This window comes from Mycoplasma struthionis (assembly GCF_003855455.1).
GTDB classification, from domain to species: Bacteria; Bacillota_I; Bacilli_A; order Mycoplasmatales; family Metamycoplasmataceae; genus Metamycoplasma; species Metamycoplasma struthionis.
In genome coordinates, this window is record NZ_CP034044.1 from 270,990 (window position 1) to 284,574 (window position 13,585).

Annotated in this window: 12 protein-coding genes and 2 tRNA genes; 11 read left to right on the forward strand and 3 right to left on the reverse strand. The window is 25.1% G+C overall.

All coding sequences use genetic code 4. The annotated features are described in order from the left end of the window. Positions 1 to 163: 163 nt before the first annotated feature. Positions 164 to 1,069, forward strand: coding sequence for a TM2 domain-containing protein (locus EGN60_RS03520; protein WP_245979692.1), 906 nt, complete (start codon positions 164 to 166; stop codon positions 1,067 to 1,069). Between the two features lie 58 nt (positions 1,070 to 1,127). Here EGN60_RS03520 and EGN60_RS01080 read toward each other — a convergent pair whose 3' ends face one another. Beyond that, positions 1,128 to 1,589: a GAF domain-containing protein gene (locus tag EGN60_RS01080; RefSeq protein WP_124724260.1), complete on the reverse strand. Its 462-nt coding sequence runs from the start codon at positions 1,587 to 1,589 to the stop codon at positions 1,128 to 1,130. A gap of 191 nt (positions 1,590 to 1,780) precedes the next feature. On the opposite strand from EGN60_RS01080, the gene rpsB reads away from it, so the two are divergent. The 4 genes from rpsB to EGN60_RS01100 all read left to right on the forward strand — a co-directional run bounded on the left by rpsB (position 1,781) and on the right by EGN60_RS01100 (position 5,335). Next, a complete protein-coding gene (gene rpsB / locus EGN60_RS01085) occupies positions 1,781 to 2,641 on the forward strand; it encodes a 30S ribosomal protein S2 (protein WP_124724261.1) in 861 nt (286 codons plus the stop codon). A 25-nt stretch (positions 2,642 to 2,666) separates the two neighbouring features. Next, on the forward strand, positions 2,667 to 3,545 hold the full coding sequence (gene tsf / locus EGN60_RS01090; protein ID WP_124724262.1) for a translation elongation factor Ts: 879 nt from the start codon (positions 2,667 to 2,669) through the stop codon (positions 3,543 to 3,545). 71 nt (positions 3,546 to 3,616) lie between these two features. After that, positions 3,617 to 4,432, forward strand: a complete 816-nt coding sequence (locus tag EGN60_RS01095) for an HAD family hydrolase (protein ID WP_124724263.1) — start codon at positions 3,617 to 3,619, stop codon at positions 4,430 to 4,432. Between the two features lie 45 nt (positions 4,433 to 4,477). Continuing rightward, a complete protein-coding gene (locus EGN60_RS01100; protein WP_124724264.1) occupies positions 4,478 to 5,335 on the forward strand; it encodes a hypothetical protein in 858 nt (285 codons plus the stop codon). 36 nt (positions 5,336 to 5,371) lie between these two features. Here the strand turns inward: EGN60_RS01100 and EGN60_RS01105 are convergent, their stop codons facing one another. Both EGN60_RS01105 and dnaE read right to left on the reverse strand, forming a co-directional pair. Further along, the gene (locus tag EGN60_RS01105) at positions 5,372 to 6,253 is read right to left on the reverse strand and encodes a 5'-3' exonuclease (RefSeq protein WP_124724265.1); all 882 of its coding nucleotides are present in this window, start codon (positions 6,251 to 6,253) and stop codon (positions 5,372 to 5,374) included. After that, positions 6,253 to 9,228, reverse strand: coding sequence for a DNA polymerase III subunit alpha (gene dnaE / locus EGN60_RS01110; protein WP_124724266.1), 2,976 nt, complete (start codon positions 9,226 to 9,228; stop codon positions 6,253 to 6,255). Before dnaE ends, EGN60_RS01105 begins: the two co-directional genes overlap by 1 nt. 314 nt (positions 9,229 to 9,542) lie before the next feature. Here dnaE and EGN60_RS01115 point away from each other — a divergent pair, with 314 nt between their 5' ends. The 6 genes from EGN60_RS01115 to grpE all read left to right on the forward strand — a co-directional run bounded on the left by EGN60_RS01115 (position 9,543) and on the right by grpE (position 13,542). Next, positions 9,543 to 10,430 (forward strand): DnaD domain protein, encoded by an 888-nt coding sequence (locus tag EGN60_RS01115; protein ID WP_124724267.1) that lies wholly within the window; start codon positions 9,543 to 9,545, stop codon positions 10,428 to 10,430. Between the two features lie 9 nt (positions 10,431 to 10,439). Further along, a complete protein-coding gene (locus tag EGN60_RS01120; protein ID WP_124724268.1) occupies positions 10,440 to 11,363 on the forward strand; it encodes a hypothetical protein in 924 nt (307 codons plus the stop codon). Positions 11,364 to 11,429: 66 nt separating this feature from the next. Beyond that, positions 11,430 to 11,504 (forward strand) — tRNA-Cys (locus EGN60_RS01125). A gap of 5 nt (positions 11,505 to 11,509) precedes the next feature. Beyond that, positions 11,510 to 11,586, forward strand: a tRNA-Arg gene (locus EGN60_RS01130). Positions 11,587 to 11,705: 119 nt separating this feature from the next. After that, entirely contained in the window at positions 11,706 to 12,731 is a 1,026-nt protein-coding gene (gene hrcA / locus EGN60_RS01135; protein ID WP_124724269.1) for a heat-inducible transcriptional repressor HrcA, read from the forward strand. Then, entirely contained in the window at positions 12,724 to 13,542 is an 819-nt protein-coding gene (grpE, locus tag EGN60_RS01140; protein ID WP_157977608.1) for a nucleotide exchange factor GrpE, read from the forward strand. Before hrcA ends, grpE begins: the two co-directional genes overlap by 8 nt. Positions 13,543 to 13,585 lie beyond the last annotated feature (43 nt).

A 13,585-nucleotide genomic window follows, 5' to 3' on the forward strand; every position in this document is an offset into this window, starting at 1 on the left:
GAACTTTTATTAATTTTTTGTAAAATTAAAAAAGAAGGGAAAATAAAATGAATACAATCTACAATCAGCAAAATTATTACAATTTTTCAGATAAAGAATTTAGAAAATCTGGTACAGCTTTAAGAGGCATAAAAAATGCGCATAAAAATCTTACTGGTCTTATTTGAACAGCTTTTTTATTGATGCTAGCTTGTATAATTACAATGTCTTACTTAGTAAAGAAGGACCAGTAGAAAATGGTAAATATTCTGAATATATTTTATATAAAATGGAAAATGAGTTAAATTGAAAAATAATTGGTTGAGTATTTTTTATTGATTTAATAGCTTCATTTATATGCGGTATTAGTATATTAATAGTAAGGATAGTTTTTATTGTAAGACTGGGTGCAATGATAACTGCATTAGAATCAATGAATGAAATGGCTGAAAGTAATGGTTTTAGTTTTTTAGAACATATTTCAATTTTTAAATCAGCAAAATTAATGTTAATTCTTAGTTTTATTCCACCTATTTCATTACTTAATTTTATTCTTGGAATAGTAGCAACTAAAAAAACATCATATGGTTTAGCATTATCTAGTTTAACAATGAGTAGATACATGAAATACATTGAAGATGTTAAAGATAAATTATCAGAAAGACAAGCTAACCAAATTACTTTTGACAATATGCAAAGTCAAAATAATTCAAACACTCAAACAGTGCCTGTTTACCAACCTCAACCTGTTCCTATGTTTGTGCCTTATCCTACTTATCAACCTCAGCCATATGTTCAATCACCACAACCTCAATATCAACAACCAAATCCAAATCAACAAGTTCAAGACAGATATGGTTATGGTAATGAAGAACCTAAACAACTTTCAAATTCAAAAAAGAATAGAACAGTTTTAATTATTCTTAGCATATTCTTTGGTGTAGCTGGAGTAGATAGATTATATGCCGGAAGAATAGGCTTAGCCTTAGCAAAATTCTTTACAGCGGGTGGTTTTGGTATATGAGCAGTAATTGATTTTATTTTAGCAGTTACTGGAAATATGAAAGATAACGAAGGAAACAAAATTTAATTGATAAAAAAATAAAAGAAGCTATTAAACTTACTTAAATTTGTTTTAAGAAAAGTTTTTAGACTTCTTTTTTATTTTCTAATTCTTCAATTTTTTTACTTAATTCATTTGCAATTTCAATTAATTCTTGTTGTGTTTGTTTATCAAATCTAACTTTTATAGGTGCATCAAGATCTAAAAGTCCAAAAAGTTTGTTGTTAACAATTAATGGGATAACCATTTCACTTTGTGAAGCACTATCACATGCTATATGATCTTCAAAAGTATGCACGTCATCTATAACTACAACTTCTTTTTTTCTTGCAGCTAAACCACAAACACCTTTAGAAAAAGGAATTTCTGTACAAGCTATTTTGCCTTGAAATGCATCTAAATATAAATAATCATTTTCATTTTTATAAAAACCCGCTCAATTTAAATTATCAAATTTTTCAAAAATATATGCAGATGTATTTGCTAATAAAGTATAGGTTTTTTTAATGTTTTTTATTAATGCAGTGTATGTGTTGAATTTTTCCATATCACTATTATATAAGTATTTAAATTTTATTTTTTATTTTGTGGTAAAATAAGAAAGTACTTTATAAAGTACTGAAATTTAAAAAACGAATTAATTAATCAAACACTATTACGGATTCAATGGCGCGTGTCGTAATGCGATGGCTGTTGTTAGAAATAATAGGAAGTAAAACAAAAATTTAAGGAAAGAAAATGTCAGATAAATTACAAGAACAAAAACAAGCAGCTGCACCAGTTGCACAAGCTGAACAAGCAATCGTTTCTCGTGAAAAATTATTAGAAGCAGGAACATACTTTGGTCACAAAATTAGTCAATGAAATCCAAAAATGAAACAATACATTTGAGGAAAAAGAATGGGAATTCACATCATTGATATTGCTAAAACACAAAAACATTTAGAATATGCATACAAACTATTATTCAAAATGGCTCAAAAACAAACATCATTTATTTGAGTAGGAACAAAAAAACAAGCTAAAAAAGCTATTGAACAAGCTGCACAAAGAACAAACTCAGTTTACGTTTCAGAACGTTGACTAGGTGGTACTTTAACAAACTCACAAACAATTTTTAGAAGTGTTAAAGAATTAGAAAGATTAGAAGGTCTACAAAAAGGTGGATACGAAGGTTACACCAAAAAAGAAGGTCTTTTAATGGACAAAAAAATAGCTAAATTACAAAAGAACTTAGGCGGTATTAGAAAATTAGCTGGTAAAGTTCCAATGCCTCAAGTTATGATTTGTGCATCTCCATTAGATGATGAAATTGCTATTAAAGAAGCTAAAAAGAAAAACTTGAAAATTATTTCAATTCAAGATACAAACACAAACCCTGATTTAGTAGATTTCGTAATTCCTGCAAATGATGACTCAGTAAAATCAATTACTTTAGTTACAACAATTTTAGCTGATGCTATTGCAGCTGCTAGAAATGAAGCTCAATTATATGCTTACAAATCAAACGAAGAAATTGTTTTACCTGAAGATCCTAAACCAGAAAGAGCAGTAGTTGCTACTGAAGAAAAAGAAAACAAAGAAGAAAAAGCTGAATAATAATAACTAAATTAAGGAGAAAAAAATGGCTGTAGATTTACAAAAAGTTAAAGAGTTAAGAGAAAGAACAAACTCAGGTTTCTTAGACTGTAAAAACGCTTTAGAAGAAACAAACAACGATATTGAAAAAGCAATCGAATGATTACAAGAAAAAGGTATCGTTAAAGCTGCTAAAAAAGCAGGAAGAATTGCTGCTGATGGTATCGTTAGATCAGCTATCAAAGACAATGTAGCAGTTTTATTTGAATTAAACTCAGAAACAGACTTTGTTGCTAAAAACCAAATGTTCGTTGAATTATCAAACAAAATTGCTGATGTTTTATTAGCTACAAAATTTGAAAAAGTTGAAGACTTAGCAGACGTTAAAATTGATGGTATGTCAATTGAAGAAAACTGCAATATGTTAACAGCAAAAATCGGTGAAAAAATTTCTTTAAGAAGAGCCGAAAGATTAGAAGCAAATGAAGGTGAAGTTATTGCTGGTTATACACATGCAAACAACCGTGTAGCAGTTATTTTAAGTGCTAAAGGAACAAACGCTGAACATCTAAGAAATGTTGCAATGCATATTGCTGCTTTAAACCCAGCTCATTTATTTGAAACCTGCTTAAATCCTGAAGAATTAAAAGAAATTCACGACAGAGTTGCAAACGATCCTAAATTACAAAACAAACCAGAAAAAATTCAAGAATCAATGAAAGCTGGTATGTTAAGAAAAGAATTTAATGAAAAAGGAATTTTAATGTACCAACCATTTATAATGGAAGAATCTAAAACAGTTGCACAATATCTAAAAGATTCAGGTTTAGAATTATTAGACGCTGTTAGATACGAAGTTGGTGAAGGTATCGAGAAAAAAACAGTTGACTTTGCAGCTGAAGTTGCAGAACAAATGAAACAATAATTAAAAGCACTTTTGTGCTTTTTTTGTTTAATTTTTTAGTTATAATATTAATTTATAAAGGAAGGTTATATATGTTAAAATTTCAACCAAAAATATTTTTCTTAGATTTAGATGGAACATTTTTAGATGATAAAAAATCTCCTAAATTAATAAGCGACGAAAATGTAGAAGCTATGAAAAAATTAAACGATTCTGGAATTCCGGTAATTTTATCAACAGGTCGTGGAAATTCTGAATTTGTTTTAGATTTAGCAAATAGAATTCATTCTCAATATGTAATTTGTCAAAATGGCGGTTTAATAGTAGATAAAAATAACAATATTTTAGCTAAACATGAAATTAAAAAAGATACAGTAATGGAAATTATTGATATTCTTAAAAAAGAAAATTTATTCTTTATTTTTAATAGTGGTAAAACTATTTATTGTCCTCATTTTAAACTTAAATTAGTTAGAGCTTGACTTAAAAAATTAGAACAAAAAACATATGAAGAAGTTCCTAAAATTGAAAATTCAACTAAAATATTAACTTTTGGGAAAACTAAAAAAGGAATTTTAAAATTACGTGACGACTTAGCAAGCAAATTTAATCAAGTGTCTTTACACGTAGTTTCAAAAGGTTATTCTATAGAAATTAATGACATAGATGCTACAAAAGGAAAAGCTGAAAAATTTGTTTGTGATTTAATGAACATAGATTCACAATACGCTGTTCACTTAGGTGATTCAGGAAATGACACTACAACCGTTCCTTACATTGGAGCATTTGTTGCAATGAAAAATTCACAAAGAAACGTTAAAAAACAAGCTGCATATATTGGCTTTAATTACAAAAAAGCTGGTGTAGCTAGAACTATAGAAAAAATTATGAATAAAGAAAATAAATAATTTTATGTATAATTTTTACATAAATAATGTATAAAAGGAATAATTATGAAAAAGAATTTTAAACTAATGTTATTAGCTTTAACTTTTGTTTTACCAGTAGCTTCAATGGCTGCAGTTGCAGCTTCTTGTGTTAAAAAAGAAGTTAAAACAAAAGTAGAAGAGAAACCTTCTCAACCAGAAACTACTAAACCAGAAGTAAAACCAGCGGAAACAAAACCTGCAGAAGATGCTGGAACTTCAAATAAAGCAAACCCAGAAAATACAGGAACACAACCTAAAGAAGGAATGCAAGGTGATACACCAGCAGGTACAGTCCCTGCTACAACTCCCCCTGTAACTCCTCCTGCAGTACAAGACGCGCCTTTAATTAGACAAGACGATCCAGAAGCTCAAGAAAAAGAACAATTACTAACTGAAATTAAAGACTTACAAACTAAAGGTAAAGAATTAGAATCAAATAAAAGATTAGGAGCAGAAGGAACAGCACTTAAATCTGCACTTGCTTCAGCAGAAACATTTTTAGCAAGAAGAGAAAATGTTAATATTGCCGAATACAGAAGCGAAAAAGATAAACTTAAAAAAGCGTATGATGCAGCCAAAGCTAAAAATGATGAAATGGTAGAAAATGATAAACGTTTATTAGCAGCAGATTTTAAAAAATTAGAGACTGAAGTAACAAATTCTGAAGCTTTCTTAAAAACTAACGGTGAAACACATAAAGATAATGAAAAAGTTCAAGCATTAAAAACAAAACTACAAGAAGTTAAAGATGCTATAGCAAACAAAGAACAAGCAACATATGAAAAAACTCACCCATTAGTAATGCAGATTGTAATAGCTTTATCAGAAGCTAAGAAAGCGGTAGCACCTACCACAACTTCTGATGGTGGCCGTGCAGCTTAATAATTAATAAAAAATCAAGCTATCAACAGCTTGATTTTAATTTGTTCCAAAATAACTTAATTTTCTTTTCAAAGTCTTTAATTCTAATTTATCACAAAGCTCATATCCTTCTTTATTTAATTGAACGTTTGCTAAACTTAAATTATCAATTTCGGGAATAATTAATTGAAAATCTGTATTTAATGTTGCAATATATTTATCTCTATAAGCATTTTCTTTTTGCTCTAACAATTTATTTGCTCATGTACTTTTTATATTATTTATATTTTCATAAATATTTTCTAAAGTTCCATATTCTTTTAACAAACTAGAAGCAGTCTTAGGACCTATTCCAGCTATACCTTTAAAATTATCACTATTGTCTCCAACCATTGCTTTATAATCAATAACTTGTGATGGTTTAAAATCATAGTAATTTAAAAAATTATCATTATTTAAAATAATAAACTCGCTTTTAACTTTTTTAATTATTGAAACATTATAACTAATTAATTGATTTAGATCCTGGTCACCTGAAAAAATTAATATATCTTTATTATCAAATTTCTTTACAACTTTAGCAATAATGTCATCTGCTTCAAAGCCATTAAAATAATTATTTTTAATATTTAAATGATTTAATAAATCTTGAATTAAATCAAGCTGTGTATAAAAAGAATTAGGTGCTTTTTGGCGTCCTGCTTTATAATCTGAATACATTTCATGTCTAAAAGTTTTTATATGTGAATCAAAAGCAATATATAAATGTGTTATATCGTAGTTTTTTATTAATGAAAGCAATGTGTTAAAAAAACTTACTATAGCATTTGTTTCAATTCCTTGCTCAGTTTGTAAAACTGGAGCAGCTTTATTATAAACCATTGCATAATAAGAACGATAAGCTAAAAATGTGCCATCTACTATTAATAATTTTTGCATTATTTAACCTTTCATGATTTAATATAAACAGTATTTTCATCTTTTTTATTAACTACTAATTCTAAAACTTTTTTAACATAATTTTTTAAACTTTCATCAGCACTATTAAAAATATAACCAGTTATTTTATTATTAGAATTTTGAAGTTCTAATTTTAAATAAGGTCTTCCATTTTTAGCAACACCCGTTTTTAAATTATTTAAATAAGCTAAAGTAATATATTGATTACCTATATGCATTTCGTCGAAAGTAATTGTATTTAAAGGTTCAATATTAGAAATTGAAAAATCAAAGTTAGTACCTAAAAGATTTAATTCATTTTTTTGAAGTTCTTCTTGTATATCATTAATTATCTTATAAGGCTGATAGTTATTAATATATGTTTGGGTTTCTATATTATTTATATTATCTTTATTAAATTTAACAAATAGCATTAAATCACTATTATCTTTATTTATCTCATTTAGCATTGTATTTTGTGAAAGTTTAAAATCTCTTAAAGCATTTGCTTTTATTAGTGTTTCAATTGCTGAAGTACCAAAAGCTTTTATTAAAGAAGTTTTTAATAAAAAGTCAGCAAAGTTTTTATATCCTTTAAATTCAATTCTATTTAAAACAATATTTTTAACTATTTCAGGTCCAATTCCTTTAATCATTATTAAAGGTAAAATAATTGCATTATTAATAATTGTTGCATTGATTTCTGAATAATTAATATTAGGTGATTTAACTAATAAATTCATTCTCTTAGCTTCGTTTGCATATTTAATAATTGTCTCTTGAGCACCATGTGCTGAAGAAATGCAAGCTGCATAGAATTCTAAAGGATAATGAGCTTTTAAATAAGCCATATAATATGTTAATAATGAATAAGAAACAGCGTGAGATTTATTAAATCCATATTCAGCAAATCTTTCAATATTATTAAAAATATTTTCAGCTACTTCTTTTTTATAATTATTATTTATTGCTTTAGAAATAAAAATTTCTTTTTGTTGTTTCATTTCTTCATGTTTTTTCTTTGAAATAATTCTTCTTAATGAATCAGCTTCAGAAAAAGACATGTTAGCAACTTTTTGAACTATTTCCATTATTTGTTCTTGATAAATAATAATGCCATAAGTTGATGAAACGATTTTATCGTATTCTTTGTCAACCTTTGGAGTTACCTCAAGGCCTTGTTTTCTCTTAGCATAAATTGGAATGTTTATAGCAGGGCCTGGTCTATTTATTGAAATAATAGCAACAATATCTTCAAATTTATTAACTCCTATTTTTTTAAGAGCATTTATCATTATTGGACTTTCAACTTGAAATATTCCAGCAGTATTTCCTTTTGATAAGATTTCGAAAGCCTTTTTATCTTCTAAATCTATTTTAGATAAATCAATATCAATGTTTTTAAATTTTTTAATTGATGATAATATTTCTTTAATTGTTGTTAATGTTTTTAAACCTAAAACGTCCATTTTAATAAGTCCAAAACCTTCAAGATATTCCATTGAAATTTGACTTTGTTGAATTGAATCTACTTGTTGTATAGGTATTAAATTAATTAATGATTGATTAGAAATAACAACACCAGCAGCGTGTGTTCCTGTTTGTCTATAAAAACCTGAAATTCTCGAAGCATGGTTTAAGATTCTTTTAACTTTTTGTTCATCATTATTATCAATTTTTGCAAGCTCTAAAGCAAATTTAGAATTTTTTTCAAACTCTTCTTCTAAACTTTCATATTTATCTGAAATTAATTTAGAAATATTATTTATTTGTGTTGGACTAACTTCATTTACTCTTAAAATATCTCTAATTGCTGATTTTTTTCCTAAAGATGAAAATGTTACTATATTAGAAACATTTTCATATCCATATTTATTAACTAAATATTGAATTATTTCTTCTCTTTTATCATCTTGTACGTCAATATCAATGTCAGGCATTGTGATTCTTAAAGGATTTAAAAATCTTTCAAATATTAAATTAAATTTTAAAGGATCCACTTCAGTTATATTTAATAAATAACAAATTAGCGAACCAGCAGCAGAACCTCTACCAGGACCTATGGATATATTATTTTCTTTAGCGTATTTTACTCAATCATATATTATTAAAAAATAGTCTTCAAATTTTAATTTTTTAATAATATCAAATTCATATAATAATCTATTTTTATATTCATCATTTCACGTTTTTGTATTAAACATTCTTTGAACTTGAGAAGTTAATAGTTCTTTTAAATATATATCAGAAGGTAGATTTTTTTCATTTGGATATTTAGGTAAAATATAATGATTTTTATCAATTGAAAAATAAAGTGATTTAGCAAAATCATTAGTTTTTTCAATTAATTCTTTTTGTTCATTATTTTCAAAATTAATATTGTCATAAAAACTTTCAAATATTGCTTCAGTTTTTTGATCTCTCATTTTATTTAAAGTTAAAATAATTTCATTATCATCAAAATCAATAATAGCATTGTGATTTATTATTAAAGTTTTTGAATAATTTTTGTTAATAAATTCATTATCTAAATCAATACTTTGAAAAGAAACATAATGATTTTGTAAATTATTTAAAAGTACTTTTGTGTTTTTATAATATCCAAAAATAGGATGTTCTATAAAAATTAAATCTTTAAATTCATTTAATTTATTAAGTTCAATTTGTTCATTATTTTTTAAATAAAAACTAGATAACTTTTTAAGTTCTAAAAAAGCCTCTTTATTTTTAGCATAAACTAAAAAACGATAAATTTGATTATTAATTAATACATCTAAATCTAAACCGAAAATAGCTTTTAAATTGCTATTTTCAATTTTTTTTAAAACTAAAGGTAAACTATAAAAATTTCCTCTTTCAGTAATAGAAAAATATTCTCTATTTTCTTTTTTTAAAATATCGATAAGTTTTTCAATTTCTATTGTGCTTTGCAGAAATGAAAAAGTAGAGTTTAAGTGTAAATTTATTAATTTCATATTTTAATTATACTTTAAAAAATTAACTAAATTTATTATTTGAAAAACTTAAATTTTTACCCAAAATAGTAAATAAAATTGCGAAATAAAAAGACAAGAAAAAATAAAGAAAAAAGCAAGAAAAATTAATAAAAATTTTGTTATTAAAAAGCGTTTAAAAAATAAAAAGCCTTAATTTAAGGCATTTTTTGATTATTTTTTTTGTCCATAAGTGTTAATAATCTCAATTAAGAAACTAAAAAATTTAAAAATAAAATTAAAATTTACCTTTTTATTTTTAGAATAATAACAGATGGAAATTTTAAGGAGTGAAAATGAAACAGTTTTATGTCGAAAATACAGAACATGTAAAAGTTAATGATTTAAGAAGTTTAAGAATTTTTTATAGTTCAATTATCGGCAAAAATGCCGTTTTAGTTTATCAACACCTTTTTGATTTAAATGACATTTATGATGTCAACTATTCTCATTTATTATCTAATACTTTAAAAATGTTATCTATAAATGAACAAGAATTTATAGAAGCTCGTTTTAAATTAGAAGCCTTAAGTTTATTAAAAACCTATGAAGATGAACAAAACAACGTTTATTTTGTTTTGCAAAAGCCTTTAAATGCTAATGAAATAAGTAATTCTCATTTTTTAGAATCTTTAATATGTAAAAATATAGGTTCAGATAAATATGGAGATTTATTAAAACAAACAGCAGAATTTTCATTTAATAAAAAACCTCTAAAAAACGTTTCAAAAAGATATTTTGATGTTTTTTCTGAAAAAAATGAAGTTGAAAATTTTGAAGGACAAAAGGATTTTGAAATTTGTGATGAAAAAACTTGAAAACAAACTTTATCTTCAGAAAAATATATAGAATATAAATTACAAAGTAAAATAACAATTAAATTACAAAACTTAATAGATAAATTAAGATTAATGAAATTCGATGATTTTTCAATTAATTGTTTTTTACACTATTCTTTATCTGTAAATAAAACCATTGTTTCAAAATATGTTGAAAAAATAGCAAAAGATTTTGCCCATAAAAACTTATTTAACGCTGAATTAATTGATAATGAATTAAATGGTGTTCTAGAAGTTAAAAATATAAATAAAAACTTGGATTATAATAAAGATGACAACAAAATATTGCCTACTTATAATTATGAAGAAAGTGACTTAGTTGGCGAATTAGATTGAGAAAATTAAGGATGTAAAATGCCAAAAGAAAATGATTTAGAAAATTTATTTGAAAATCTTAACTATTCTTATAAAAATGAAGAAATTGATAAACAAAAAATAGAAGTTTTAGAAGATTATAATATCAAAAAAATTATTGAAGAATTAAATTTAAATGAAGAACAAATAAATAGTAATATAAATTATTTATATAAATACTATCAATATTTAAAAACAAATAATAAAAAGCCATCATGAAAACTTTATGTTAATACTTTAGGACAACTTAAAATTGATTTTTCAAATGATAAAGCTTTTTTAAGAGCAAAAAAATATGATAACTTCTGATTGACCAAAATTACTCCTTTAGACGAAAAAATCGAGGAGTATTTTGAAAATTTATCTTTAATAAAACCTTCAAAAATTGAATCTGAAGCAAAAAAAGCATATCCTTTATTTCCAGCTGGTGTTCAAAATCATATTAAACAAATTGTTAGCTCAAAAGAATTTTTAGTGCCTAAAGGTCTTTATTTAATTGATGATAATTTTATTTATGCAAGAAATATCTTAAAATTTATTTCAGCAATTTATGGAATTATTATCAATAAAACTGTTGCCTTTTTAGATGCTTCTAATTTATATAATTTTATTCAATCAATTTTAAGAGAGCAATCAGAGCTAAAAAATATTATTTCATTGTTAAATGACGTTGACTGTTTAATAATTGATAGATTAGGAGTTGGTGTTAAACCAGAATGGTATATCAATATGTTAAATGAAATATTTTTGCAAAGAGAATATAATCAAAAACCGACTTATATAAGTTCTCCAATTGATTTAACATTGAAAGATGAAGCAATCATTTTTAATTCAAAAAATAATTCAGGTTTAGCCAAAGCTGAAAATTTATTTAAAAATACAATAAAACGAAACTATATCAAATGTGAAGCTAAAAAAGTTTAGTTTTACATTTTTTATTATTTTTTATAAATTTGTATTATAATTAATTATGCAATTATGCCACGTGTTGCCACCATAGCCAAACGGCCAAGGCATAGGTCTGCAACACCTTGATTACCGGTTCGAATCCGGTTGGTGGCTCCATTTATGCGCCCGTAGCTCAATTGGACAGAGTGTTTGGTTACGGCCCAAGAGGTTGCGGGTTCGACTCCTGCCGGGCGCGCCATATCAGGAAACTGTACAAGCCGTTTGGCTTTTTTATTTATCTCTTTTTTAGCAATCTAATATAAAAAGTGCTAATTTAGTGCTAAAAAATGATATAATATAATAATTAAAGGAGTGACTGTGCAAGAAAAGAGTGAAAAAAAACTAAATTCAAAAGTTTTAGAGTATTTTAAATACATAGTTGATATGTATATAGAAACAGGCGAACCAGTTGGATCTAAAAAATTAGTCAGCAAATATAATTTAACTTGTTCTTCGGCAACGATAAGAAATATAATGGCTCAATTAGAAAAAAAAGGTTTTTTAGAAAAACAACATACTTCAGGTGGAAGAATTCCTTCAACATTAGGACTTGAGTTTTATACTAAAAAATTAGTATATAACCCTAAAAAATTTTTTGAAAATAAATTAGAGGATTTATTAGCAAAAAGAAGATTAAATGTTCAAACAACATTAGATGAAGCTGCTGGAATAGTTAGCGAGATGGCGGGCTTTGCTATTGTTGCTAGTTCAAACAATAATTCAGAAACTTTAAAAAGCATTCAATTAACCACTTTAAATGATTTTTCAGCTGTTGTTGTTTTAGTAACTAGTTCAGGTAATGTTCAAAATAAAATCTTTAAATTTGAAAAAGAATTAGCTTTAAATGATTTAAGAATAGCAATAAGACTTTTTAAAGAAAGATTAGTTGATACTCCATTAATTTCACTATCTGAAAAAGTTGAAGCTTTAGCTCCAATTTTAGCTGAACAAGTTAAAAATTATGAAATAATTATTCAACAATTTATTAAAAATATTTTTACATTTGAAGAAAAAATTGAAAATAAAGCATTTAATAAAAATTCAATTATTTTATCTGAAAATATTGAAAGAACTGACCTTGTTAAAATATTAGATTTAATAGATAATCACTCAGTTTGAGAAACTCTTGAAAATAATATTGATGAAGATAATAATATTAAATTAGATTTTTCAAGACCAAATTTAAACATTATTTCTAAAAAAATAGGTTTTAATAATCTAAAAAACATTAAAGAATTATCAATTGTAGGACCCAAAAACATTAATATAAGTGAATCTTTAGAAGTTTTAGATATGTTAGAGAAAGTAATTAAAAATGAAAACGAAGGAGAAGGAAATGAATAAATTTAATAAGTTTGATTATTTAGAATTAGAAATTAAAGAAACTAATAAATTAGATAAAAAAGAACCTAAAAAATCTTATGAATTGTCAGGTAATTTAGGATATGACTTAGTTAATGAATTAGTTGAAGAGGCTTTAGAAAAAGGTAAAATTGTTTATAAAAAAGATGAAGAATTTATTGAGTTTCATAAAGAAAATCAAAAACTTTCAATTAAAGTTATAAAACATAAAAAACCTTCTTCACATGTTTTAAAATTAATTGAAAAGAATTTAGAATTTGCACAAACAATTTCAGAAAGCACAGAAACACTAGACAAATTAGTTGAAGAAATAAATAGACTAAAAAAAGAAAATATTCAAAATCAAGAAGAGTTTAAAAAACAAATATTAGAAATGCAAAAGAAAGCTCAAAATATTGTTAATGAAAACAATCAAAAAAGAGATGAGCATTATGCAAATGAATTAAGCAAAGCAAAACAATATGCTTTACAAAAGTTTTTAGAAGAACTTTTAATTCCTTTAAATAATTTTGAATTAGCAATAAACGCTGCAAATAAAATTGATAATGATATTGTAAGAAATTATGCTCGTGGTTTTGATATGCTAGCTAAACAAATTGATAATGTTTTAGAAGATGCAGGCTTAAGAAAGATTATTCCGAAAATTGGCGACGTTTTTGACGCAAATGAACAACAAATTCACAATTTAATAGAAAATGAAGAATTTAAAAATAAAATTATTGAAATAAAAAATATAGGATATAAATTACACGATAGAGTTATTAAACCAGCTTTAGTTGATGTAGGAAAATAATCTTTTTTTAGCACTCAAAAAATAAAAGTGCTAAAATTATAAA